Origin of the sequence: Spirosoma sp. KCTC 42546, from assembly GCF_006965485.1 — a bacterium.
Classification (GTDB): Bacteria; Bacteroidota; Bacteroidia; order Cytophagales; family Spirosomataceae; genus Spirosoma.
Genome location: NZ_CP041360.1, coordinates 288,254 through 314,790 on the forward strand (window position 1 = coordinate 288,254; position 26,537 = coordinate 314,790).

Consider the following 26,537-nt stretch of genomic DNA (forward strand, 5'->3'; position numbering starts at 1 on the left):
TAGTGCTCGCCAATTTAGTTTCTATAGATTCTTTGGGTTCTATTCTGTTGCTAATCAGAATGCAAAGAATTCAAAGAATCTACCGCGCAGGTGGCCCCAAGAAACAATGGAATCCAGTTTGGCCAAGTACTAGTAGCGTATTCATATTCATCCGTTGATAAAAAAATAAGGGCTAAATGCCCTTAATAAGTAGAACTTATCAGTTCAATAAAGAAAGGTGAACAGCACTTTGACTAAAGAGTTACGAAAAATGCAAGAGCCCTACTGCAAAGTCATGCTGCACAATGATTATACCGAACAGAATAGATTACTCCATATGACTCGATTCAAGAGCGCCAAACCGGCACTTCCTCTATCGAACTGAATTTTTATGATCATGGAATTGGCAATACTTTGCTTTCCTTAAATGTAGACATGATCACCATCGTTTGGGTACTGGCCACCTCATCAATTTCGTTGATGACATCGAGCATCAATGCCTGATAAGACGAAATGTCTTTCGCAATTACTTTCAACAGGAAATCGCCTGAACCGGTAATGTGGTGGCATTCGATGATTTCAGGGATTTGATTAACCCGATCCACGAATGACATGGTGGTGTCCTTTTTGTGACCAACCAGCGTGACCATAACGAAGGTGGTAACGCCCAGGCCAATTTTTTCACGGTTTAGCTGCGCATGGTAACTCTGAATAATGCCCGAGGTTTCCAGTTTTTTTACACGTTCGAGTGTAGGAGCGGGCGAAAGGCCAATTTCTTTTGAAAGCTGTGCGTTGGTAATTTTAGCGTTGGCTTGCAGAATCTCTAATACGTTGCGATCTATCTGATCTAATTTATGAATTGACATAAATGGAGGTTGTCTGTTGAATTAATTTATGTGCAGAACACTGCAAAGCTACTATCTTTTACGATAGAAAATTCTTTAAAACCTTTGAATTTTCAGAAAAGTCGAAACAAATGTTGCTAATATGCACCATAAACGGCACAAAATTAAGATTTATATAGTAGTTGCCAAATCCTATTTTTATCATGCGGTATGCATAATAATCCGTTACTCTTTTCTACAAAACAGCTTCTTCGATTTAATAGACTGATTATCGTGGAATAAGTAAGCCTTATGGACGTCTCTGTGCGGTATACTAGAGCGTATAGTTTTTAGATTCTAGTATACCGAATCACATTAACATTCGTATTTAGTAAGAATGGTAAGTAGATCGTGTTTAACCAGGTAAACGAGATAAGCGATGCTGGCTATATGAAAATGCGGAAGAAAGAAAATCTGCCAACAAAAACTTGCCCAGCCTGCAACCGCCCGTTTAGCTGGCGGAAAAAGTGGGAAAAAAATTGGGAGCATGTCATTTACTGTAGTGATGCATGTCGGGGAGTTAGTAAGCGGCTAAAAACAAGCCTAAATCCCAGTATATAGGTTGTCAAACTCGAACTATAGCTACTTTTGTTGATTAACCCATTCTCGGTAATGCGTTCAATTGTTTATTCTTTCCTGCTGCTTACCATGTTTGTCTGGGGTAGCTGCCGTCAGGCAAAGCCCGTTCCTGTGGTTACAAGAAGGCCTCCCGTAAAGGCAGCACGTCCACAAGCTGGCCCAACTTCCCCCGTTGTTCAAAAGCCAGTTGTGGTTAAGACTACGCCACCTAAACCAGCAACCGTAGTGGTAACCGCCCCACTCGATTCTCTCGAAACGGAGGAGGAAACGTATCCAACACCACCACCGCCCAAACGTGAATTCCGGGCAGTATGGATTGCAACCGTTGATAATATTGACTGGCCAAGCAAAAAAGGATTGCCGGTTGCCGATCAGCAGCGCGAAATTCTGGCCATGTTTGACATGCATCAGCAAATGGGCCTGAACGCAGTGATTGTGCAGATTCGGTCGGCGGCCGATGCATTTTATGCAAAAAGTTCAGAGCCCTGGTCGGAGTGGCTAACGGGCCAGCAGGGATTGGCACCCGATCCCTTTTATGACCCGATGGAATTTATGATTGAGCAGGCGCATCAGCGTGGACTTGAGTTTCATGCCTGGTTCAACCTGGATCGGGCAACGTTCAGTAAAAATGCCAGTATAGCCCCAACCAATATCGTTTATCGAAAGCCGAACTGGTTATTAACCTATGGTGGTCGTAAACTCTTTAACCTCGGTATTCCTGAAGTCCGTTCCTATGTAGCTGGCATTGTGGCCAATGTAGTACGGGAGTATGATATTGATGGAATTCATTTCGATGATTATTTTTATCCCTATGCTGAACCCGGCCAGATACTACGCGATGACAGCGTTTATCAGGCTAATTACAATGGGATGACCAAGGCCGATTGGCGCCGTGATAATGTAAACAAACTCATTGCTGAACTTCGGGACTCAATTCGGGCTAATAAGCCATGGATAAAATTTGGGGTTAGCCCCTTTGGCATCTGGAAAAACCAGAATAATGATCCCCAGGGCTCAGCTACCAATGGCGGGCAATCGTACTATGACAATTATGCTGATTCCCGAAAATGGGCGCGGGAAGGCTTAATTGACTACATAGTACCCCAGGTGTATTTCAGTTCGGAATTCGGGCGAGTACCGTATAAAAGCCTTGTAGATTGGTGGACGCGCAATACGGGTAAGGCACATCTGTATATTGGTCATGGCGCGTACCGGGTTGGCCGAGGGTCTGAGCGTGACCCAGGCTGGTCTCGAGCCACAGAATTTCCAAATCAAGTACGTTATAACCGCCAGCAGCAGGCGGTACAAGGTAGCGTATTGTTCAGTGCCAAAAACTTAAAACTCAACCCGCTGGCATTCCGGGATTCGCTGCAAACAAATTTCTATCGCCACATGGCCTTAGTACCTACTATGCCCTGGCTGGATAGTATTCCGCCCATGCCTCCCCGCGACCTGAAAGCGGCTATCATACCAGAAGGAGTAGAACTATTCTGGCAACAATCTGCCGAAGCTAGTGATGGGGATGGTGCCACTTCGTATCTTATTTATCGCTTTGAAGGAAGGCACCCGCGTCTACGCTTAGATGACCCCCGTCATATTGTAGCCCATTGCATTGGCGAGTCCACGACCCGTTTTGTCGATAAGACCGCTGATCCTAAGAAGAAATATGTGTATGCTATAACAGCCATAGACCGGCTTAAGAACGAAAGTCGGGAGGTTATTATAAAGGTACAGTAGTTACTGCATTACATTATCCATAACCTCGCCAATTGGGAGGGCATTAGGGAAAAAGCTGACGAGCTTAAGCAGAATGCCTTCCACTACGGCATCCGGGCAAGAAGCTCCACAGGTAAGCAATACCGTAACCGGATGAAAATCATCTGGTTGGGGTAAGAAGTTCTCCGTAACGACTTCCTGTTTCGTATGCCCATCGAAATGGCGAATAAGCTTATCGGATAGTATTTTCTGTTCTGATTCAATGAAATAGGTTGGTAGTTTCTCTTCGCAGAGTTCAACGATATGCGAGGTGTTGGATGAGTTATAGCCACCGGCTACAATGGCAAAATCGGCCCGGTCTGGAGAAGCGGGATAGGTGAGTAGGGTATAAGTAGCGTCCTGGTTATCGTTGGTCGCATAGCATAACGTGTCTCGGGTATTGGCAAAGTGCGCTTCGGTTGAATCAGTATCCAGACCAAACTTCTGGATCATTACCTGCTTTAAATAATCGGCAATGCTTTGTGTATCAGAGGCCAACATGGTGGTCTGGTTCACTACGCCAATGCGATCCAAATCACGGGTTGGGTCAAATTCCGCCGAATATTGTCCGGCGAACTCAGCGTAAAATTCCTCGGCAGGTAACTCGCCCAGAATGTATTTTGCCAGTCGTTGGGTCTGAGCCATGTCTTTTACGACAACCGTTGGAGCTGCTTCTTTACTGTGCGAAAAGGTAGCGCGCGTTTCTTCATGACTGGGTTTGCCATGGACAATAACTGTATAGTTTTTTTGTCCAATCTGTCCGGCTTTGTTCCATACTTTTTCAACAAATGGGCAGGTAGTATCATACTTAGCCACATCCAAGCCTAGAACTGACAATTGACTCTGCGTTTCCAGGGTTGTCCCGAATGCCGGGATAATCACGACATCATCAGACTTAAGCTCAGACCACGGAATAAGTTGACGCCCGCTGGTATCCATAATGAAGCGCACGCCACGATCCTGTAAATCTGCATTAACATCAGGATTGTGAATCATCTCACTTAACAGAAATATTCGCTTGTCAGGATTTTCGGCAATGGCTTTATACGCAATTTCAACCGCATTTTCGACTCCATAGCAAAAGCCAAAGTGTCGGGCAATCAATATCCGAATTGGACCAAAATCGAGCAGGGTAGGGGTGAAGTCGCGCTTTAATTTATCCCGTTTCCGTCGAAATTCTTTCAGCGGAGTGATGATGCTACTGCGATAATATTCAGGTATATCAAACGATTTCATTACTAAGCGAGCAAACGGGTAGCCGCTAACGTAGTTAGGCTGACCCTAAGAATGGTTATTACTACTTGAAGAACAGAAGCCTAAAACGCTTCGTTCAGTACAAAGTTAACGCCAAACGGTATTGATGTGTAGAAGAAGGCTCATACCCAAATAACTATGCCTAAACGCTTGCTGAAGTACAAAAACTACGATGTTCATAGCATTACGACGATTGCGAACGGAAAACAGAACGCAAACATCGTAACTTGGGTGACCCAGACGGCAATGGATGGCAAGGTGCTCGCCCTAGCTCTATATAAAGTCGATTATACAATAGAGCTGGTTCGCGAAAGTGGTATGTTGAACCTGAACCTGTTAGCAACGGACCAAACCCGCTTGGTTCGAAAGCTTGGTCAGCAGTCAGGTCGTCATCAGGATAAATTTAAAAACCTGCCCTTTGCCCTGGATGATCGCGGTTGCCCCTATTTAACGGAATCTATCGGCTATGCTCAATGCTGCGTTATGCACAGCACCGATGCAGGTGATCATGAGTTATTCATCTGCGAAGTCGTCAAGCAGATTGTTCTCAATCCTGATAAAGAGGTGATGACCAATTCGTTTTTAAAGGAGAAAAAACTGATTCGCGGGTAAATAAGGGCTTTCAATTATATTTGGCTATCGTTGTTACAACCTCCTCTAAGCCAATTTATTGCTCATGCTAACTGCCAGTGTTTCACCTGCCAACCAGTGGTCATGGTGGCAAAAAATCCTATTTCGATTCTGCTGTATTTATGTATTACTGTATATGACCCCCTGGACATGGCTCGGCGATATACCTGTTTTGGGGTTAATTGGTGAGTACTACGGTAAAGCGGAGGCACAACTGGTTAATCTGGCCAACACCTATATTTTTCATGTAAAAGACGTACTCGTTCCGCTGAATGGTAGCGGAGATACATCGTATGGATACGCTCAATTATTTTTCTTTATCCTGACAGCTACTACGGGATCAATCCTTTGGGCGCTACTCGATAGACGCAAAAATTACGACATCGCTTATTACTGGCTACTGGTACTGATTCGGTACTATGTTGCCATGGTGGCGCTCCGATATGGAATTATCAAGCTCTTTGGGCAACAAATGATATTTCCATCAATGAGCGCGCTGGCCACTCCACTCGGCGATTTATTGCCTATGCGTTTCTCGTGGTATTTTATTGGCTATTCAACGCCGTACCAGTTTTTTTCGGGAGCCGTTGAGGTGCTGGCGGGGGTATTACTCTTGTTCCGCCGTACGGGCACGTTGGGTGCATTTATAGCTGCCAGTGTGTTTCTCAACGTAATGATGATGAATCTGTGCTATGACATTCCTGTTAAACTGTTCTCTATTCACCTGTTTCTATTCAGTAATTTACTGTTAGTGGGGGATGCGAAGCGCCTGCTTAATTTCTTCGTTTTCAATAAACCAACGGAACCCGCTCCTCGCCTTACGCTGCCTCGAACATGGATGCGAACGACGCAAACAGCGCTGAAAGTCGTTTTTGCTGGCCTATTTTTGATAATGCCGCTCTTTGGCTCCTACCAGAGAGCATATGGGGTGAGTGATTCTCCCAGGATTCAAATACTGACAAGTGGCTTTTTCACCGTTGACCAATTTAAGGGCAATGTAGCAGATAGTTTACGCTGGAAAGATGTTGTTTTTGAGGCAACTAACTCGGGCAGTATTCAAACCGCCGACACCTTACTCCGGCAGCGATACCGCAGGGGTTATTTCAGTTATACACTTGATTCGCTTAAGCAAACGATTGACTTTAAAAAGTTTGCTACGGATTCCACGGCTCTATTTTCGATGGGCTATACTATGCCTGATACCAATCATATTGTATTGCAGGGTAAAATTCGAAACGACTCAGTTGTAGTCGCTCTTAAACGTCAGAAGCGACATTTTCAATTGGCTGAACGGCAATTTCACTGGCTCTCCGAAGCAAACCGGTAATAGTGGAGCTAATAATCACGCCAATTTTTTAAACACAGAGGCACTAAGGACACAGAGACTTAAAATATTAGTTTTATTATTTTAGCTCTGTGTCCTTAGTGCCTCTGTGTTTAAAATCAAATTAATTAGCTTCAGCTACAGTTCAAGAACTTTCCCCAAAATATCGTCTAAATACTCCCGGGAATTGGCCAGACGGGGTACTTTATGCTGGCCACCTAATTTACCTCGCTGCTTCATCCAGGCATAGAACGTACCCGGTTGGACGACATGGATGCGTGGGCGTTTGAGTACCATATCATTATACCGTTTGGCATCATAGTCGGAATTGACTTGCCGAAGGGTTTCGTCCAGAAGTTGATTGAAACGTTGCTGGCTATCTGGCTCCTGCGTAAACTCAATCACCCATTCATGACAACCGTTGGCGCCATTGCTCATGTAAACAGGCCCGGCAGTGTAGTCGGAAATAATGGCACCCGTTGCTTCGCAGGCCTTTGTGATGGCTGTTTCAGCATTTTCAACGATGACTTCTTCGCCAAAGGCATTGATGAAATGCTTCGTACGTCCACTCACCTTCAGTCGGTGCGGATACAGGGAGGTGAAGCGGACTGTATCGCCCACTCGATAGCGCCATAAACCTCCGTTAGTTGAAACAATGAGGGCGTAATTTTTATCTAGCTCAACCTCGTCAATGGTCAACGCCTTCGGAAACTCCTGGTCAGCTTCGTGAATTGGCACAAATTCATAGAAAATGCCGTAATCGAGCATCAGCAGCATTTCGCCTACGCGACTTAAGTCATCCTGAATGGCGAAGAAACCTTCCGACGCATTATAAACTTCCTGATAACGAACGGTTTTTGATGGGAAAACCTGATGCTGGAACAACTCCCGGTAGGGTTGGAAATTAACTGCTCCGTGCATCATGACCTCGAAATTCGGCCAGACTTCCAAAATATTCGACTTGCCCGTGCGAGCCAGAATTTTGTCAATCAGCACCATACCCCAGGTTGGCGTACCCAATAAACTGGTTACGTTTTCCTGTGAGGTAATTTCCGCCATTCGCTCCAGTTTAGTTTCCCATTCGTCCATCAGAGCAACTTCAATAGAGGGCGTTCGAATGTACTGAGCCCAACTCGGCAGGTTTTTCATAACCACTGCCGATACATCGCCAGTGGCGCTGTTGGTCCCATATGGATTTTGATGAAGGCTACCGCCAATGGAAAGTCCTTTCCCTTCAAACGCCTTGCTATCCGGGTTGTTAGCCACATAGAGGGCCATCATATCTTTGCCCCCTTTGAAGTGGCTTTCGTCCAGCGACTCGGTAGTAACGGGAATAAATTTGCTCCGGGCATTCGTTGTGCCAGACGATTTGGAAAACCAACGAACGGGCGAGGGCCAAAGTACCTTATTTTCGCCCTTCATGACCCGCTCAATGTACGGAAACAGGTCTTCATAGCTCGAAACGGGCACTTGTCGCTGGAAATCTGCGATGGTCTTAATGGAGTTGTACTGGTATTTTCGGCCCCACTCTGTTCGACGACCAGACCGGATCAGGTGGCTGAAAACGTTCTGTTGCACCACGCCTGGTTGCTTCATCATAGCCTCAATGCGCGGTATGCGCCGTTGCAGGAGCCATTTAAGCGTGGTGTTTAGGACAGTCATGGAGCTAAAATATACATAAACTAACCGTGTTGAACGAGTTAGCGAACAAATTTACAACTATTGCGGATTGATTTATATACCGCTTGCCCGGTCAGGATAGTCTGTAATCAGCCCATCAACGCCCCACTCCTTCAATCGGGTCATATCGTCGCGCTGGTTCACTGTCCAGGGAATAACTTTTATCCCCTGCTGGTGTAACCGATTAATTTTATCCCTACTAAGCAATCGGAAATAGGGGCTATAAATATCAGGCTTAAAGCCGAGTTCCTCAATATTCTTCTCTGGGCTGCGGAGGTTTTCAACCAATGCAGATAGCCTGATGTTGGGGTACTTACCTTCGTTGATGCCCTGTTTCCACTGTTTCAATATGGTAAAGTCAAAACTTTGAATTGTTACCCGGTCTGGATTGACCCGATTGAGTTGGTCGTTCGGTAAATGCTTTTTTATAATTGCCTGTACAAGATCGCAAAATGCGGCTGGTTCAGGTTGACTTTTACTATACTCGGATGGCTCGCTTTTGATTTCAATATTATACGAAAATGAGGGAAGGTTCCGGGCTTTTCGATAAGCTTCTGCCTGTTCAATAACTTCGCTCAACAGGGGCTTATACGTTTTCAGCTTTTGCTGTTCTGGGTAAGCTGAGTTGCCTAGTGAACCCACGTCATAGCGTTTGATATCGGCATAATTTATCTGGTACAAGATCAGATTTTTCTGCTCTTTTTTTTCGACTGGCTTTCCATCGGGATCAATGCTGAAGGCTGCGTTGAAATAAGGGTCATGCGAAACGACTACCTGGTTATCCTTACTAATGACTACATCCATTTCTAAGGTTGTAACACCAAGATCAAGGGCTTTCAGAAAAGCGGGGACCGTATTTTCGGGCATCAAGCCCCGGCAGCCTCGGTGTCCCTGCAAATCAAATGTTGGTGATGGCTGAACAAAAGCAAGACCAGTCATGCAGAAAAAGAACAGAAGAACACGCATACGGGTGACTGAAAGGCTCAAAAGTACTACTTCTTTTTAGTTCGGCTTTCTGGATGCTATTTTTCACAACCAGAATTTAGCTGTGTTAGGCCTCAAAAATTGACTGAATGGCCATTATACCTATATTTAAGAACAATTTGTCTTGTTTGAAAAAAGAATATTTTTTGTTTGCTTAGTGCAATCAGTAAACTTGCATTAGCAACGTTTTGCTCACCTTCACGTTAATCATGCGCTACACAAAGGCTATTGTTGTTTCTCTACTTACCATTGTACTCGTTTGGGCATTAAACCGATCCTGGGGAAGTATTCCGGCCTTCGGTCCTTTATTAAGTCCATTTGTAGGGTTTTGGCAAAATGCCGAAGCCGCCAATACTACAGACGAAGAACTCACACTGAACGGTACTAAAGCTCCCGTTACAGTTGTATTTGATGACTTAGCGATTCCCCACGTTTTCGCTCAGAACGACCATGATGCTTATTTCGCTCAGGGGTACCTAACGGCTCGGGATCGGCTTTGGCAGATGGAATTCCAAACCCACGCAGCCGCGGGCCGCGTTTCCGAACTAGTGGGCGACAAAGCACTGGAGCTGGATCGTTTCAACCGCCACCTCGGTATGGGATTCGGAGCCGAAAAAGCCGTAAAGGAAATGATGGCAGATCCTCGTTCCCGAGAGTCGGTTGAGGCTTATACGGCCGGTGTTAATGCCTATATTAATCAGTTGAAACCAGCTCAGTATCCGCTCGAATACAAATTATTAGGGTATGCTCCTGAGCCCTGGCAGCCGATTAAATGTGCTTATTTTCTGAAATACATGTCTGGTGTACTGGCGCTTGGGGCCGATGACCTGAATATGAGTAACGTACTGAAAAAGTATGGTACAGTCGTTACAACGGATCTCTTTCCTGATTACCCATTTCGGGAAGACCCCATTATTCCCGTTGGAACAAAATGGGATTTCACGCCTGTCAAGATACCTGCCGTACCCGCCAACTTACTGCCTGATAAAAAGTCAGTAGCAATGAATTGGCCGGAACAGGACCCTACCATCGGAAGTAATAACTGGGCCGTTGGACCGCAGAAGTCGGCTTCGGGGTATCCAATTTTAGCCAACGACCCTCATTTATCGCTGAGTCTGCCGTCAATTTGGTACCAAATGCAACTCGTAACGCCGACAATGAATGTATATGGAGCCACAATGCCTGGTTCGCCGGGGGTTATTATTGGATTTAATAAACAAGTTGCTTGGGGTGTTACGAATGTAGGCGCCGATGTGCTGGATTTTTACCAGATACGTTTCAAGGACGCTACCCGACGGGAGTACTGGCACGATAATAAGTGGAAAGCCGTCAGCCGTCGGCTAGAAGTTATTAAAGTGAAAGGTATGCCCGATGTTGTCGATACCGTTTTGTATACCCATCACGGCCCCATTATGTATGAGGTAGGGGAGAAGCCATTTGCCAAAAATGTTCCGGTGGGTTATGCCGCTCGTTGGATTGCACACGAAGCCTCTAATGATTTCCTGACCTACTACCTGCTCGATCGGGCTAAAAACCATGACGACTATCGAAAAGCGCTCAGCTATTACGGGGCTCCAGCGCAAAATTTCGTTTTCGCTGACACAGCTAAAAATATAGCTATCTCGCCGAACGGACGTTTCCCCTTAAAATGGAAAGATCAGGGTAAGTTTTTGCTGGATGGCACCAATCCCGCCCACGACTGGCAAGGCTGGATTCCGGCTGCACAGAATCCGCATGTGAAAAATCCCCCCAGAGGTTTCGTGAGTTCGGCGAATCAGTCCTCTACCGATCCAACCTATCCTTATTATATTAACTGGCAATTTGCCCCGTCCGAGCGTGGTACGCGAATCAATCAGCGGTTAACAGCTATGAATCAAGCCACACCCGACAGTCTGCGCTCTTTACAAAATGACAACTTTAATCTTCAGGCGGCCAATGCATTGCCGGTATTTTTGCCCTACATCCAGGAGAAATCATTATCTGGGGAGCAGAAAAAGGCACTGGATATCATGAAAAAATGGCGCTATAACAATGACATTGCTGAGATTGGGCCAACTGTTTTTACCGAGTGGGTTCGCCAATACCTGGATGGCGTCTGGAAAGACGATTTCCCAAGCAATGACACAACAACCTTACGTTACCCAAGTTTCGACCGGACACTTCAGTTGGCGGAGAAAGAACCGAACGCTCACTGGTTTGATGACCTGACAACTCCGGCAAAAGAAACGATTGGCAGTGTACTAACACAAAGTTTTCGTGGGGCCGTTGACTCGCTAACCCGACAGCATGGTGCTATGGGTATATCCTGGCAGTGGGGACCACATAAAGCCACTCGTATTACGCACTTAGCTCGATTAGACGCCCTCAGTGCACTGAATGTGCAAATTGGTGGTGGACGAAGCGTAGTCAATGCCACCAGCGAACGACATGGGCCATCCTGGCGAATGGTGGTGGCCTTAGGGCCAACGCCGAAAGCCTACGGCGTGTATCCGGGCGGGCAATCGGGTAATCCTGGTAGCCCTCATTATCTGAACATGCTTGAAACCTGGCGCACTGGCCAGCTTAATGAATTGCTGTATATGCAAACAGCGCAAGACAAAAATCCCAGAATAAAACGGAAACTGGTTATTAAGTAATGCGGCTGGAAACCCGTGATTCTTTAAAAACTAAAACGTATTAAAAGCGGCTTTTCTGCCGCGTTACACAAATGATTCAAATTCTCATTATTGCCGTTCTAAGTCTACTGGCTCAATTCCTGCTTCCTTGGTGGAGTGTGGCTATTGTTGCTTTTCTTGTTTGCTTCTGGCGCAGTGAGCGTGCAGGCCAGTCATTTTTCTATGGCTTTTACGGTATTGCCATTGTCTGGTTAGTGTATGCGTTTATCCTCCATTCACGCACCGACGGGATTTTCACGGGACGCATGGGCGAATTACTCTTTAAAACGAATAACGCGAGCCTACCGGTTATTGTAACGGCGATTATAGGGGGATTGGTTGGCGGATTGGCGGGGCTATCGGGTTACTTTGTCAAACAGGCCTTTGGAAATCAAATCACAAATCGTACCTCGTAAATCGTAAATCCCTATACCTTTGTAGAATAAACTGATAACTAACTGATTCATTTCCTGTGAAGAATGCCTCGTTGATTCTAAACGTCATCCTGACGATTGCCGTAGCTGTATTGTACTACCTGCATTTTAAAGGTGCGCAGCCTGAGTCCTCAGCTCCCACCGTAACAACACCTGCCGAAGCTAAAGGCAAATCTATTGTGTATGTGAATGTTGATTCACTACTAACTAAATACGACTACTTTAAAGACACGCAGAAAGTGCTTGAAAGCAAGCGGTTCCAGTTAGAAAACGACCTGGCTGGTAAAGGCCGGAATCTACAGAACAAAGTTACGTTCTTTCAGCAACGGGCGGCTACAATGACTCAGGAACAGGGCCGCGCTACAGAAGCTGCCCTTCAAAAAGAGCAGCAGGACATCCTGGCCTATCGGGAGCGGGCTGCACAAAGTCTGGCTGTAGAAGAGCAGGCTAAAAACAAGCAGTTGTACGACCAGATTTACGACTACCTGAAAAAGATCAACGGACAAAACAAATATGAGTTTGTACTAGGCTACACAAAAGGTGGTGGGATTCTATTCGCAGATCAGTCTGTAGACCAGACGAAAGCTATTTTGGATGGCCTGAATAAAGAATATGCGGCTAAGCAAACAAAAAAATAGTTTCTAGTAAATTCCAAAGAGTTGAAACCCGGCTTGTCGAACATTCGTATTCGACAAGCCGGGTTTGTTTTGAACCAAATCGCAAATTTATTTTCCCGGTATAAACCTCCAGTGAATTTCCGGTGTTCTTGAACTTACCCGGTTACCTTTGTAACCCTATTAACCCATTTTGGCGTACCGAAGCCTGATTATCAACTAGAACAAAGTCTGGCTTCTGACACCATATATCCTACATCCTATATCAGTATATGGCTTCTGCTTCTATTGTTAAACAAGTTGATATCAGAAATCGCCGGGCCTCATTTGAGTACGCGTTTTTGGACAACTATACAGCGGGTATTGTTCTGACCGGTACCGAAATTAAATCGGTTCGGCAGGGAAAAGTGAACTTGCAGGATGCTTATTGCCTCATTCATAACGATGAAATGTTTATTCGGCAAATGAGTATTGCCATTTATACAGAAGGTACCCATTACAATCATGACCCCCTACGCGATCGAAAACTGTTGCTTACCAAGCGGGAGATTAAACGTCTTACCGAAAAATTAAAAGATCAGGGCCTGACCATCGTGCCTATTCGACTTTTTACGAATGAACGGGGTTTTGCCAAAGTTGAAATTGCGCTGGCAAAAGGTAAAAAACTTTATGATAAACGCGATAGCATTAAAGAGCGTGAAGTAGAGCGCGATCTGCAGCGGGAACGGTATTGAAATAGTAATAGGTAAATTAGGTGGAGTAAGTGTAATAGATAAGATATTGACCTTTCGCTAGCTTACTACACTAACTCCACGTAGTTTACCTACTACACTTACTTCACAAACAATAACTAAATTTTCGACAGCTATTGCCGTTATGTGGATAACTCTGTAACTTGCTACCGTACAGAGGCATCTAAACGCGATATGGGTAGGAAAGTATTAGTCTTAAATCAAGATTACAGTGCTCTCAGCATTTGCTCCGTTCCCAAAGCATTCCTGCTGGTTTATTTAGATAAAGCCGAACTCGTTGCCGAATCCGAGCAGTTTATGCTCCGAACCGTTTCTGCCGAGTTCCCGATGCCGACGGTTATTCGGCTTCATCGGTACATTAATCTGCCCTACAAAGGCGTCATGCTCACCCGGCAAAACATCTTTAAGCGAGATGGTCATCATTGTCAGTATTGCGGCACTACCGAAGACTTAACGCTCGATCATGTAATGCCTAAGTCACGCGGGGGCAAAACAAGTTGGGACAACCTGGCTACGGCCTGTAAGCGCTGTAATTCACGCAAAGGGGATTTTACGCCAGAAGAAGCTAATTTAAAACTTCGCCAGAAGCCCTTTAAACCGACATTTCTGGTCTTCCTGCGTGAGTTTTCCGGTTCGATTGAAGAAAGTTGGATGCCATTTCTAGCCAAGAAGGAGAAGGCATTTAAGTAAAGCAATTAGGTAAAGCGGTAAAAGTGAAGTGGGTGGAGTGAGTGGAATATGTCACGTCGAACTTATTCCACTCACTCCACCCACTTCACTTTTCTACCTTTCTGCCTTAAACTCAAAGAGTTTTGCCGATTTAGAAACTTTTTTTAGAAAGCAATTGCTATCTTTGCAGTCCTTTTTTGAGGGCAAAATTTTTACAACCAAAAGTCAGTCCGCCATTGACCCACGGGCTGATGTACTGAGTGGGTCAGGAAACTTTTTTTTATGAGCAAAACGCAGCAACGCGAACTGCCGGCATTTGATTGGGACCGGGCAGACAACAAAGGATTTGGAAGTGGCTATTCGGTTGAAGAACATAACCGGATGTTGGAACTGTACGACAACACCCTGTCGGAAGTTAAAGAGAAAGAAGTAGTAATGGGAACCGTCGTTGGGATAACGGACCGGGAAGTATTACTCAACATCGGATTCAAGTCGGACGGCTTGGTACCCGCTTCTGAATTCCGGGATATGCCGGACCTGAAGATGGGTGATGAAATAGAAGTTTACGTAGAAAATCAGGAAGACCCGAACGGCCAGTTAGTCCTATCGCGCAAAAAAGCGAAAGTGATTACCGCATGGCAGAAAATTCAACGTGCGCTTGATGAAGACCTCGTGATTGATGGCTTTGTAAAACGCCGGACGAAAGGTGGTCTGATTGTCGATATTTTCAGCATTGAAGCCTTCTTGCCAGGTTCGCAAATCGACGTGAAGCCGATTCGTGACTTCGACATTTTTGTCGGCAAGAAAATGGAGGTTAAAGTCGTCAAGATCAACTATGCTAATGACAACGTTGTCGTTTCTCACAAAGTATTGATCGAGAAAGACCTCGAAGCACAACGCGCTCAAATCCTGAACAACCTCGAAAAAGGTCAGGTTCTGGAAGGCGTTATCAAAAACATGACCAACTTTGGTGTGTTCATCGATCTTGGTGGTGTAGATGGTCTGTTGCACATCACGGATATCTCGTGGGGTCGTATCAGCCACCCATCGGAAGTTCTTCACCTCGACCAGAAGGTCAACGTGGTGGTTCTGGACTTCGACGAAGACAAGAAGCGTATTTCTCTCGGCATGAAGCAGCTCCAGGCTCATCCTTGGGATGCTTTGGCAGAAGACATTCAGGTTGGTTCGAAAGTGAAAGGCAAAATCGTAAACGTAGCCGATTACGGTGCTTTCCTGGAAATTCAACCAGGTGTAGAAGGCTTGATCCACGTATCAGAGATGTCGTGGTCGCAGCATCTGCGTAACCCACAGGAATTCCTGAAAGTTGGTGATGAAGTAGAAGCACAAGTGCTGACACTTGACCGTAACGACCGTAAAATGTCGTTAGGCATCAAACAACTGACTGAAGATCCCTGGACTCGCCCAGAACTGCGTACGAAATATGCAGTTGGAACCAAGCACAAAGGTCTGGTTCGTAACCTAACCAACTTCGGCTTGTTCCTTGAACTGGAAGAAGGTATCGACGGTCTGGTACACGTATCTGACTTGTCATGGACCAAGAAAATCAAACATCCTTCGGATTTCATCAAAGTTGGTGACGAACTCGAAGTTGTTGTTCTGGAACTAGACGTCGACAACCGTCGTCTGGCGCTAGGTCACAAACAACTCGAAGAGAATCCATGGGATACCTTTGAAACCGTATTTGCGGTTGGTACTGTACACCGTTGCACAATTTTGAGCAAAAACGACAAGATGGCCACCCTCGAACTACCTTATGGTATCGAAGGCTTCTCGTCGCTCAAGAATCTGGGCAAAGAAGACGGAACGTTTGCCGAAGTTGGCGAAACGCTTGATTTCAAAGTAACGGAGTTCTCGAAAGAAGAGAAGCGCATTATGCTCTCGCACACAAAAACGTGGCAGGAGAAAAACGAGCCAGTTAAAGAGCAAAAGGCTCCTAAAGCCGCTGCTGCAAAAACGGCTTCGGCACCAGCTCAGGCTGAACGGGGTGCTACCCTGGGAGACCTCGATGCACTAGCTGCGTTGAAAGAGCAAATGGAAGGTCGTAACTAAGCTTTTTAGCTTTGGATTATAGAATGCCCCTGGACTTTTTTGGTTCAGGGGCATTTTTTTGCAATTGACTTTTCTACATTAAAGATAAAATCGTATGTTTGCACTCCCGAATCCAAGACCTGTCATGTATTCGGTTTTATAAGGTTCCGTGGCCGAGTGGCTAGGCAGAGGTCTGCAAAACCTCGTACAGCGGTTCGAATCCGCTCGGAACCTCAAATGCATACCTTATTACTACGTTATTTTTGCCATTTTGCTACCGCTCAAAATAGAGCCTAGGCAAAATGGCATTTTTTGTAGTAAAAACATCATTGCTAAGCAGTTGTATAGGGAAAAAACGTGGTTATTTTTGTCGTTAATTAGAACCAATATAAATAAAAACGGTGGCACAAATAACTAAACATCAATTTTTGCCTATACAGTAATCGTGTCGTACTTTTGGGCGCTAATAAAAAAGCAGTGGTGATTATGTTGATTCACTCAATTAATATAGTTCATAAAATGAGTTGTTTATACAAGCTTTGCGGAGTCGTAGTTCTATCACTTATGCTGCTGGTTTCCGGTGGCCAGGTGAAGGCACAAGATGCTGCCCCGGCTGCAGCTGCTCCAGCAGGCGGTGGTGATGCTGAAAAAGGAAAGACCCTCTTTACAAACAACTGCGCCCAATGTCACGCAGTAAGTGCTGAAAAAGTTGTAGGACCTGGTCTAAAAGGAATCGAGAGCCGTGCTCCAAGTAAAGATTGGCTGCACAAATGGATTCGGAATTCATCTGCTGTTATCGCTACAGGTGATGCCTATGCTAATCAGGTATTCAATGCAAACGGCAAGGTGCAGATGTCTAGCTTCCCAAACTTAACGGATGCTGACATTGATGGAATTCTGGCCTATATTGACCAGGCTAACAAGCCAGTAGTAGCCTCTACAGGAGGTGGTGACGCTAAAGTTGCTCAAAATACTGGTGGTGGTTCTGCATCGACAGGAGGTCCATCAGAACTCTTCACATTTGTACTGATTGCCCTCCTACTTGTTATGTTGCTGGTACTGGGCGTTCTACTGGTAATCGTGACCATTCTGTCGAAAGCTGTAACACCTGCTACGGATGGAACCCAGGTTACTTCTTCGTTTGGTCAACGATTAAAGACAGGTTTGTCGGATGCCTTTAACAACCCAACTCTTCGTTCTATCGTAATTTGGTTGTTTCTGTTAGTGGCAGCAAAAGAAACGATTGATGGAGCTTATGGAGTCGGTATTCAACAAGGGTACGCCCCTAAGCAACCAATTGCTTATTCACACAAGCTTCATGCAGGTCAATATAAAATTGACTGTAATTATTGCCATACCGGTGCTCAGAAAGGTAAGAACGCTACCATTCCTGCTGCCAACATCTGTATGAACTGCCACGGTGTAATCAAAAAAGAATCGCCAGAGATTCAAAAAATTTACACCGCTATTGAAGAGAATCGCCCCATCGAATGGATTCGGGTTCACAACCTGCCTGATCTGGCTTACTTCAACCACGCCCAACACGTAAACGTTGGTAACGTAGCCTGCCAGACCTGCCACGGCGAAATCGAGAAAATGGAAGTCGTTGAAGCTCGCTCGTCGTTAACGATGGGCTGGTGTATCGATTGTCACCGCCGGACGGAAGTGAATACCAAAGACAATGCTTACTATGACAAGCTCGTTGCTCTTCACCGGAAAGAAAGCAAAGAACCACTCAAGGTTGCCAATATCGGTGGTCTGGAATGTTCTAAATGTCACTATTAATCCACGGGGCCATATAGGCCGGGCCTCATAAGGCCAGCTCATCCAATAGGGTACTTACCGCATACAACACGCATGGAAAATACATCTAAACGGTATTGGAAAGGGGTTGAGGAGTTACGCAATGACGCTACGTTCGTTAAGAACGCAAATAGCGAGTTTGCTAACCCTGACCTGAGCGAATCGTCGAACGACCTGGATGGTTTGCTCGGTGGTTCAAACACCCAACGCCGTGACTTCCTCAAAGTAATGGGCTTTGGTATGGCTGCCGTATCGCTGGCAGCCTGCGAAACACCAGTCCATAAAGCCATTCCGTATATTAACAAACCGGAATTTACATTCCCATCTATATCTGATTATTACGCATCTACCTTCAGTGAAGGTGGCGATTATGCGGCTATTCTGGTAGAAACCCGGGAAGGGCGACCCATTAAAATAGAAGGTAACCCATCATCGAGCATATCAAAGGGTGCTACTACCGCTCGTGCTCAGGCATCGGTTCTGTCACTTTATGATATCGACAAGCTGAAAGGACCAAAGCGTGGCGAATCAGATATTGACTGGGCCACTGCCGACAAGGAAATTATCAGTCAATTGAATTCGGTTGCTACCAAAGGGGGCGCTATTCGTATTATTACGTCTACCATCCTTAGCCCAGCAACCAAAGCTGTGGTTGCTGATTTCGTTGCAAAATATCCAACCACTCGCCACATTACCTACGATGCAAACTCCGTATTTGGTCTTGTACAGGCCAACCAAGCGTCGTTTGGCAAAGCGGTTATCCCATCGTATGATTTCAGTAAAGCCGAGACAATTGTTAGTGTTGGGGCTGATTTCCTGGGAACCTGGATTGCGCCTATCGAGTACATGGGGGCTTATGCAAAAGGTCGCCAAATTGGTGCAATAGGTGGTGGTAAGAAAACCATGTCTCGGCATTACCAGTTTGAGACAGGGTTGTCCATGACGGGCTCTAACGCTGACTATCGGGCACCTATCAAGCCATCTCAGGAAGGACTGGTTGTTGCTGCTCTCTATAATAAGGTAGCCGCTAAATTAGGTGGAACGGCCATTAGTGCTCCATCTGTTGAGGTTGCGCATTTAGATAAAGCTGCTACTGATCTGGCAAATTCGCGCGGTAAAGCATTGGTCGTATCTGGATCAAATGATCCAAACGTACAGATTGTTGTTAATGCGCTCAACAATTTACTAGGTAGCTACGGCTCAACAATCGACATCAACTCGCCGGTTAATTACCGTCAGGGTAATGACCAGCAGATGAATGCCTTTATTAATGAGGCTAAATCGGGTCAGGTTGGAGCTGTATTGTTCTTCGGTGCAAATCCAGTTTATGACCACCCGCGTGGTGCTGAACTGGCTGAAGCATTGCCTAAAGTTGCTCTTTCCGTTTCATTTGCTGATCGGGCCGATGAAACCGCTTCATTATCGAAGTATATAACACCAGCTCCCCACTTCCTGGAATGTTGGAATGATGCTGAGCCAAAGCAAGGTTTTTATAGCCTAACGCAGCCAGCCATCACGTTGATTTTTAAAACCCGTCAATTCCAATCGAGCCTATTGACTTGGGCTGGTAAGCCAAGTGATTATCAGACGTATCTGAAAAATTACTGGCGTTCAACGCAGTATCCAAAAGCTTCGGGCTTTAGCTCGTTCGATGCCTTCTGGGTAAAATGCCTTAACGATGGCGTATTTGAGCCAGACAAAGGGGCAGTAGCCGCTGGTGGCGCTTCGTTTGCTGGAAATGTAGCGCAAGCCGCTTCGGGAATCGCACAACGCTACAAACCAACGACCGGTATGGAACTGGCGTTGTACGAAAAAGTTGGTGTTGGAACAGGGTCTACCGCAAATAACCCTTGGTTACAAGAGTTACCTGATCCCGTTTCAAAAGCGTGCTGGGACAATTATGCGGCCATTTCGCAAAAAACGGCTCATGATATGAGCCTGGCTCAAAATGATCTGGTTACGGTAACAGTAAATGGTAAATCAGTTGAATTGCCTGTATTAATTCAACCCGGTCAGGCCGACAATACGGTTTCCATCGCTATCGGTTATGGTCGTGAGAAAGCAGGTAAATCAGCCAATGGAGTTGGTAAGAATGCCTACCCATTTGTAAGCATCACGGGTGGTTACATTACTTATTCTGCGTTTACTGCAAAAGTAGAAAAAGCAAGTGGCTCACATGTGATTGCTCAGACCCAGACTCACGATACTGTAATGGGTCGTCAGGCTGTACTGCAGGAGTCTATTCTGGCTAAATACCAAAAGAATCCGAAGGCAGGTCGTTATGAGCCTAAAGTACAAACATCAGTAGGTCCAACCGATCCAAACGATATTACCCTCTGGAACGGTTATGGTAAACCAACCCATTCCTGGGGTATGGTTATCGACTTAAATTCCTGCATCGGTTGCGGTACTTGTGTAGTTGCTTGTAATGCGGAGAATAATATTCAGGTAGTTGGTCGTCAGGAAGTAATTAACCGTCGCGAAATGCACTGGATGCGTATCGACCGTTACTACAGCAGCGATGGCGAAGCAGAAAACTACTCGGCAATGGAAGTGGCTTCGGCTAATCCAGAAGTAACGTTCCAACCAATGCTTTGCCAGCATTGCAGTAATGCTCCCTGCGAAACGGTTTGCCCAGTTCTTGCTACTACGCACAGTACGGAAGGTCTAAACCAAATGACCTATAACCGTTGTATTGGTACCCGTTATTGCGCTAACAACTGCCCTTATAAAGTACGCCGGTTCAACTGGTTCAAATACTTTGATAATGATAATTACGATTATCATTTCAATAATGATCTTGGCAAAATGGTCATTAACCCAGATGTAACTGTTCGTTCACGGGGGGTTATTGAAAAATGCTCTTTCTGCGTACAGCGTATTCAGGAGAGCAAACTGACTGCCAAGAAAGAACGCCGTAAGTTAGGAGCTGATGAAGTTCAGACCGCTTGTTCGCAGTCTTGCCCTACTCATGCTATTACCTTCGGTGATATGAACAATCCAGAGAGTACAATCTCTAAAATACTTGAGGTTGAATTAGAAGGGCGGGCTTTCCATGTGCTGGAAGAAATCAATGTGAGACCACAAATCTCATACCTGACAAAAATTCGGAACAAGGACGAAGAGCCTAAAAAGGAAACCAGTAAAGAGTCACACGCATAAACTAATTACGATTTATAACGAGTGAGTTGCAATCAGTAAAACATTGTAATTTCACAAAGCGTAAATCGTCTATCGTAAATCGTAAATACAATAAGTATATGTCGCATGTTACATCAGCCGTAAGAACTCCCCTTATCACCGGTGGCAAAACCTACGCCGACGTGACGGAGGATATCAGCAAGCAGGTTGAAGGCAATCCCACACGCGAGTGGACCATCGCCTTTACCATTGCGGTGATTGTGCTCATTTACGGAGCTGCCTGCGTATTCTGGACCTGGTGGGAAGGCTTAGGCGTTTGGGGCCTGAACAAGACCGTTGGTTGGGCGTGGGACATCACTAACTTCGTTTGGTGGGTTGGTATCGGACACGCCGGTACGTTGATCTCGGCTATTTTGTTATTATTTCGCCAAAAATGGCGGACAGCTGTAAACCGGGCGGCAGAAGCTATGACCATCTTCGCTGTACTATGTGCAGCCAGCTTCATTATGATGCACGCGGGTCGCCCATGGGTAGCTTACTGGTGTTTACCATTGCCTAATACACTGGGCTCGCTTTGGGTAAACTTCAAATCTCCGCTCGTTTGGGACGTATTTGCGATCAGTACCTACTTTACCGTATCGCTGGTATTCTGGTACATGGGTCTTATTCCTGACCTGGCTACAATTCGCGACCGAGCAAAGAGCAAAGTATCCCGTTATATCTACGGTGCCTTCTCATTAGGCTGGAATGGTTCGGCCAAAACCTGGGCTCGTTATGAGTACATGAGTTTAATTCTGGCGGGTCTTTCTACTCCACTTGTACTTTCTGTACATACGATTGTAAGTATGGACTTTGCTACATCGGTTATTCCGGGTTGGCACACCACTATCTTCCCTCCTTACTTCGTTGCGGGTGCTATCTTCTCCGGCTTTGCCATGGTACAAAACCTGGTACTGATTATCCGGGTCGTATTCAAGCTTGAAGATTATATTACGCTAGAGCACATCGAGTCAATGAATAAGGTCATTACCCTGACTGGTTCGATTGTGGGTGTTGCTTATCTTACAGAATTCTTCATTGCCTGGTATTCTGGTGTTGAATTTGAAAGCTATGCATTCATTAACCGTGCTACTGGACCATATTGGTGGGCATATTGGGCCATGATGACCTGTAACGTAATTACACCACAGCTTTTCTGGTCTCGTGCTATTCGTCGGAGCATTGTTTGGACGTTCGTGTTATCGGTAGTTGTAAACATTGGTATGTGGTTTGAGCGCTTCGTAATTATTGTAACCTCTTTACACCGCGATTACCTGCCATCGAGCTGGGCCATGTTCCACCCAACGCTGTTTGATATTAGCGATTATATTTTCTCGTTCGGTTTCTTCTTCACTTTGTTCCTGTTGTTCTCGAAATTCCTACCAGTTGTGAACATGGCTGAAGTTAAAACGATCATTAAATCATCGTCTGAGAAACTGCCAATTTCGGTATCTGGCGTTGCTAAAGGCGAGCGCGTTGCTAACCCAACGTTCAATAAAGACGTAGAATAAAACAGTTATAAGTTTCTGATTTCAACCTCTAAGCAGTGGAGGTTGAAATTAGAAAATCTGAAATAGACGAAAAAAAGGTATGTCAGACGTACATGGTAGCGGTAAATTCTTAGTCGGCATTTTTGATGATGACGATGTAGTATTAGCGGCCGTTAAAGAGGTTAAAAATGCAGGAGTGCGGATTCACGAAGTCTACACGCCATTCCCGATTCACGGATTAGATGTTGCGCTTGGTCACCCACGTAGTCGTCTGGGTATTGCTGCTTTTATGTTTGGCCTGTCCGGGACGCTCACAGCCCTTGCCTTGACATTTTACACAGAAGGCTTTGACTGGCCAATGATTGTTGGGGGTAAAGATTCTTACTCACCAGTCATATACGTACCGGTTATTTTTGAGTTAACCGTTCTCTTTTGTGCCTTAGGCATGGTTGGTACATTCATCGTATCAAATGGTATGGGACCCACGGTAAAACCGTTAATGTACGATCTGAGAACGACCGATAATAAATTTGCAATGGCTATCGACCTAAGCAAGAATAATATTGGTGAGGGTGATATTGAGCAGATTCTGAAGAAATCAGGCGCTGCTGAAGTAAATGTTAAGCAGTTCTAATGTTCAGGATGGGAATGATTACTAAACATACGAGCGTAACAGCACTGGCTATTGCTGGACTCCTATTTGTGGGAACATCCTGCAAAAAGGGACATGATAACACAGGCGTTGAGTACGCCCCGCAGATGTATGATGCTGTAGGTTATGAACCCTATCGTCAGATCAAGGCAAACACCATAAATCCTCAGGGATTAAATATGCGCCTTCCTGCACGTGGTACAGTAGCCCGGCCTAATTATCATACTACATTTGGTGAAGGCAGTGATGCTAAAACCGATTTAATGATGTACAACATTCCGGCTGATAGTATCGGAATAGCAGAACGAGTATTGATAAATCCGATTCCGGAGACTGAAAAAACGCTCGCAGAGGGTAAAATCATATATACCCGTTATTGCAGTCATTGTCATGGTGAAACAGGTAAAGGTGATGGGCTAGTTGCGGCACAATATAAAGGTGTACCTAACTACTCGACTGATGCTTATAAGACAATGAATGATGGCCATATTTTCCATGTAATTACACACGGAAAAGGCCGAATGTGGCCTCACGGTTCACAAATTACGCCAGAGGATCGATGGAAGATTGTGCAATACGTGCATAAACTTCAACAAGGTTAACACAATGCCAGACGCAGTGATAGACACTGACATAGGCAGTTTCTACTAATAGACGTCAAACGTCTTTTTATTAATTGACAACCAAATAAGAATGGCATCGGCTCACGCAATACCGTCCTTAGACGAAGAATTTGAATTTACTGCGGAATCCAAGCGTCGACTTTTGATCGGCATCGGAGCAGGGGTCGCGATGGTAGCAATTGGCGCGTACCTACTGGCATCAGGTGCTGGTTCGCATGAAGCCCACGGAGCTGCCCACGCTGCAGGAGCGCATGAAGCCCATGGAGCAGGGCATCATGAGTACAAATGGACAACCCGTATTTGGGCTAATGTCTGGCTTAACGCAATTTATTTTACAGGAGCATCTGTTATAGGCATGTTCTTCATGTCTTATAATTACTTAGCACAGGCTGGGTGGTCAGTTGCTTTTAAGCGCATTCCAGAAGCAATGCCTGCTTATTTGCCATTTATGTTAGTAGCGATCCTGGCTACATTTTTTATTGCTGGGCATGATATGTTCCACTGGACAAACCCAGCTTTATACGACAAAGCCAGCCCTGAGTTTGATCCCATTATCAATGGCAAAAAAGGTTTTTTAAATACGCCTTTTTACTTAGGCCGCATTATAGTCTATTTTGGTCTTTGGTACTTCCTCTGGCAAAAGTTACGTAGTTTTTCACTTCAGGAAGATTTGTATGGTGGTACATCTTACTACGAAAAGAGTATTAAATTTGGTGTCGCATTCCTATTAGTCTTTGGCGTAACCTCTTCTACGTCAGCTTGGGATTTTGTCATGTCTATTGACACTCACTGGTTCAGCACCATGTTTGGTTGGTATACATTGGCAAGCTGGCACGTAACTGGTTTGGCTATCATTACCTTAACGGTAGTAACGCTAAAAGAGCGAGGTTATATGCAGTGGGTCAATGAAAGCCACTTACATGACCTTGGTAAGTTCATGTTTGCCTTCAGTATTTTCTGGACGTACGTGTGGTTTGCCCAATTCATGTTGATTTACTACGCGAACTTACCAGAAGAGACAATCTATTATCGGGAGCGCTTTAGCGGTTACGGGGGAATCTATAAAGCTCCATTTTTCGTAAACATATTCTTAAACTTTGTATTTCCATTCCTCGTTTTGATGACACGGGACGCAAAGCGTACGTATATTATTTTGAAAGTTGCCGCCTGGGGTATTATTGTGGGTCATTACTTTGATTTTTACACCAACATTATGCCAGGAACAGTAGGTGCGCACGGTGGTTTCGGCTTCGTTGAATTTGGCATGATTCTGATTTTTGCCTGTGGGTTTATCTGGAGTCTTTATTCACAACTGACAAAAGCAAACCTGATTCCTAAGAATCACCCAATGTTAGAGGAAACTCTGCACCACGATATTTAATCCTTAATCCATATTAAATCATGGTTTATATAGTCGCTTTGTTATCGGTAATCTTTTTGGGACTAGCGGCAGTGGTCGTTTCCCGAATGGCCACCGTTGTAAAGAACGCCAATGGCCCGGTTGAAGAAGGGCACATTGGAATGAGTAACCGAATCAATGGGTTACTTATGATTGTCTTCTTTGTTGTAGGCTTAATTGCTGCAGTATGGTCATTCCTGCATGCTAAACAATTTTTTCTACCAGAAGCGTCTTCGCCACACGGACGTCATACCGATTTTCTGTTTTGGCTGGGAATGAGCATAATTACGGTTGCTTTTATTGTAACCAACGCTTTGTTATTCTTTTTTGCTTGGAAATATCAACATAGAGAAGGGTATAAAGCAGCTTACTACCCAGAGAATCATAAGTTGGAATTAATCTGGACAGTTATTCCTGCTGTTGTCATGGCCTTGCTAGTTTTCACCGGATGGAGAGCCTGGCGAGATATCATGGCTGAAGCCCCTGAAAATGCGCAAGTATTTGAAATTGTGGGTAAGCAATTTAACTGGATTGCGCGTTACCCTGGTGTTGACAACAACAAGCTGGGAAGCTTTAACTATAAGTTGATTGACAATAATAACGAGACGGGAATTGACTATACAGACGAAGCATCGTTTGATGATTTTGTATCAACTTCTGAACTGCACATTCCTGTTAATAAGCCAATTTTGTTGAAGATCCGCGCTCGGGATGTGTTACACAGTGTATTTATTCCTCACCTACGGGTGAAAATGGATGCAGTACCAGGTATGCCAACACGTTTTCAATTCACTGCTGATAAAACAACAGATGAAATGAAAAACATTACAGGCAATCCTAACTTTACCTACGAAATTGCCTGTACGGAAGTCTGTGGGCAAGGGCACTTCTCAATGCGTATACGATTGGTTGTTGAAGATGAAGTGTCATGGCAGGCATGGTGTAAGAGCCAAAAACCTTTGCTAACCTCAACTCCAGAATTAGCAAATCGGATACCTGCAAATTTAAAGGCTAAGGCTGCGAAATATTTGCCAGCCGACGCTACGGCTGCACCAGCAGATAGTGTAACCGCATCCGTATTACCATTACCAAAGGGCGTAACAGTAGCTAGTGCTGTACTCCATTAATTTCTAAACTTACAACAAACCA

At 45.1% G+C, this 26,537-nt stretch carries 21 protein-coding genes and 1 tRNA gene; 18 read left to right on the forward strand and 4 right to left on the reverse strand.

Features of this window, described 5'->3' with window-relative positions:
* Positions 1-374: 374 nt before the first annotated feature.
* Positions 375-845 (reverse strand): Lrp/AsnC family transcriptional regulator, encoded by a 471-nt coding sequence (locus EXU85_RS01200; protein ID WP_142770331.1) that lies wholly within the window; start codon positions 843-845, stop codon positions 375-377.
* 414 nt (positions 846-1,259) lie between these two features.
* Here EXU85_RS01200 and EXU85_RS01205 point away from each other — a divergent pair, with 414 nt between their 5' ends.
* Both EXU85_RS01205 and EXU85_RS01210 read left to right on the forward strand, forming a co-directional pair.
* Positions 1,260-1,424, forward strand: coding sequence for a DUF2256 domain-containing protein (locus EXU85_RS01205; RefSeq protein ID WP_142776580.1), 165 nt, complete (start codon positions 1,260-1,262; stop codon positions 1,422-1,424).
* Positions 1,425-1,475: 51 nt separating this feature from the next.
* Positions 1,476-3,179, forward strand: a complete 1,704-nt coding sequence (locus tag EXU85_RS01210) for a glycoside hydrolase family 10 protein (protein ID WP_142770332.1) — start codon at positions 1,476-1,478, stop codon at positions 3,177-3,179.
* Here EXU85_RS01210 and EXU85_RS01215 read toward each other — a convergent pair whose 3' ends face one another.
* Positions 3,180-4,433 (reverse strand): 4-hydroxy-3-methylbut-2-enyl diphosphate reductase, encoded by a 1,254-nt coding sequence (locus tag EXU85_RS01215; RefSeq protein ID WP_142770333.1) that lies wholly within the window; start codon positions 4,431-4,433, stop codon positions 3,180-3,182.
* A gap of 156 nt (positions 4,434-4,589) precedes the next feature.
* Here EXU85_RS01215 and EXU85_RS01220 point away from each other — a divergent pair, with 156 nt between their 5' ends.
* Both EXU85_RS01220 and EXU85_RS01225 read left to right on the forward strand, forming a co-directional pair.
* Positions 4,590-5,063, forward strand: coding sequence for a flavin reductase family protein (locus tag EXU85_RS01220; protein ID WP_142770334.1), 474 nt, complete (start codon positions 4,590-4,592; stop codon positions 5,061-5,063).
* A gap of 154 nt (positions 5,064-5,217) precedes the next feature.
* Complete coding sequence (locus tag EXU85_RS01225; RefSeq protein WP_246859391.1) at positions 5,218-6,408, forward strand: hypothetical protein; 1,191 nt, start codon at positions 5,218-5,220, stop codon at positions 6,406-6,408.
* 135 nt (positions 6,409-6,543) lie between these two features.
* On the opposite strand, the gene EXU85_RS01230 is transcribed toward EXU85_RS01225, so the two are convergent.
* Positions 6,544-8,067 carry a GH3 auxin-responsive promoter family protein gene (locus tag EXU85_RS01230; protein ID WP_142770336.1) on the reverse strand — a complete coding sequence of 508 codons (1,524 nt, stop codon included), beginning with the start codon at positions 8,065-8,067 and terminating at the stop codon, positions 6,544-6,546.
* A 72-nt stretch (positions 8,068-8,139) separates the two neighbouring features.
* Positions 8,140-9,051 carry a glycerophosphodiester phosphodiesterase family protein gene (locus EXU85_RS01235; protein ID WP_371731978.1) on the reverse strand — a complete coding sequence of 304 codons (912 nt, stop codon included), beginning with the start codon at positions 9,049-9,051 and terminating at the stop codon, positions 8,140-8,142.
* Between the two features lie 227 nt (positions 9,052-9,278).
* Here EXU85_RS01235 and EXU85_RS01240 point away from each other — a divergent pair, with 227 nt between their 5' ends.
* The 14 genes from EXU85_RS01240 (at position 9,279) to EXU85_RS01305 (ending at position 26,515) form a co-directional block, all read left to right on the forward strand.
* A complete protein-coding gene (locus tag EXU85_RS01240; protein ID WP_142770337.1) occupies positions 9,279-11,705 on the forward strand; it encodes a penicillin acylase family protein in 2,427 nt (808 codons plus the stop codon).
* Positions 11,706-11,776: 71 nt separating this feature from the next.
* Positions 11,777-12,139: a hypothetical protein gene (locus tag EXU85_RS01245; RefSeq protein ID WP_142770338.1), complete on the forward strand. Its 363-nt coding sequence runs from the start codon at positions 11,777-11,779 to the stop codon at positions 12,137-12,139.
* Positions 12,140-12,195: 56 nt separating this feature from the next.
* Complete coding sequence (locus EXU85_RS01250) at positions 12,196-12,795, forward strand: OmpH family outer membrane protein (RefSeq protein WP_142770339.1); 600 nt, start codon at positions 12,196-12,198, stop codon at positions 12,793-12,795.
* Positions 12,796-13,043: 248 nt separating this feature from the next.
* Entirely contained in the window at positions 13,044-13,505 is a 462-nt protein-coding gene (smpB, locus tag EXU85_RS01255; RefSeq protein WP_142770340.1) for an SsrA-binding protein SmpB, read from the forward strand.
* Between the two features lie 192 nt (positions 13,506-13,697).
* The gene (locus tag EXU85_RS01260) at positions 13,698-14,213 is read left to right on the forward strand and encodes an HNH endonuclease (protein WP_142770341.1); all 516 of its coding nucleotides are present in this window, start codon (positions 13,698-13,700) and stop codon (positions 14,211-14,213) included.
* Positions 14,214-14,474: 261 nt separating this feature from the next.
* Entirely contained in the window at positions 14,475-16,262 is a 1,788-nt protein-coding gene (gene rpsA, locus EXU85_RS01265) for a 30S ribosomal protein S1 (RefSeq protein ID WP_142770342.1), read from the forward strand.
* Positions 16,263-16,404: 142 nt separating this feature from the next.
* Positions 16,405-16,475, forward strand: a tRNA-Cys gene (locus tag EXU85_RS01270).
* 252 nt (positions 16,476-16,727) lie between these two features.
* Positions 16,728-18,026 carry a c-type cytochrome gene (locus tag EXU85_RS01275; protein WP_142770343.1) on the forward strand — a complete coding sequence of 433 codons (1,299 nt, stop codon included), beginning with the start codon at positions 16,728-16,730 and terminating at the stop codon, positions 18,024-18,026.
* Positions 18,027-18,098: 72 nt separating this feature from the next.
* Entirely contained in the window at positions 18,099-21,206 is a 3,108-nt protein-coding gene (locus EXU85_RS01280) for a TAT-variant-translocated molybdopterin oxidoreductase (RefSeq protein WP_142770344.1), read from the forward strand.
* Positions 21,207-21,304: 98 nt separating this feature from the next.
* A complete protein-coding gene (gene nrfD, locus EXU85_RS01285; RefSeq protein ID WP_142770345.1) occupies positions 21,305-22,735 on the forward strand; it encodes an NrfD/PsrC family molybdoenzyme membrane anchor subunit in 1,431 nt (476 codons plus the stop codon).
* Positions 22,736-22,814: 79 nt separating this feature from the next.
* Entirely contained in the window at positions 22,815-23,348 is a 534-nt protein-coding gene (locus tag EXU85_RS01290; RefSeq protein WP_142770346.1) for a DUF3341 domain-containing protein, read from the forward strand.
* A 14-nt stretch (positions 23,349-23,362) separates the two neighbouring features.
* Positions 23,363-23,968 (forward strand): cytochrome c, encoded by a 606-nt coding sequence (locus tag EXU85_RS01295; protein ID WP_142770347.1) that lies wholly within the window; start codon positions 23,363-23,365, stop codon positions 23,966-23,968.
* A gap of 91 nt (positions 23,969-24,059) precedes the next feature.
* Positions 24,060-25,370, forward strand: a complete 1,311-nt coding sequence (locus EXU85_RS01300; RefSeq protein ID WP_142770348.1) for a quinol:cytochrome C oxidoreductase — start codon at positions 24,060-24,062, stop codon at positions 25,368-25,370.
* A 20-nt stretch (positions 25,371-25,390) separates the two neighbouring features.
* Positions 25,391-26,515 carry a cytochrome c oxidase subunit II gene (locus tag EXU85_RS01305; RefSeq protein ID WP_142770349.1) on the forward strand — a complete coding sequence of 375 codons (1,125 nt, stop codon included), beginning with the start codon at positions 25,391-25,393 and terminating at the stop codon, positions 26,513-26,515.
* Positions 26,516-26,537: the final 22 nt, after the last annotated feature.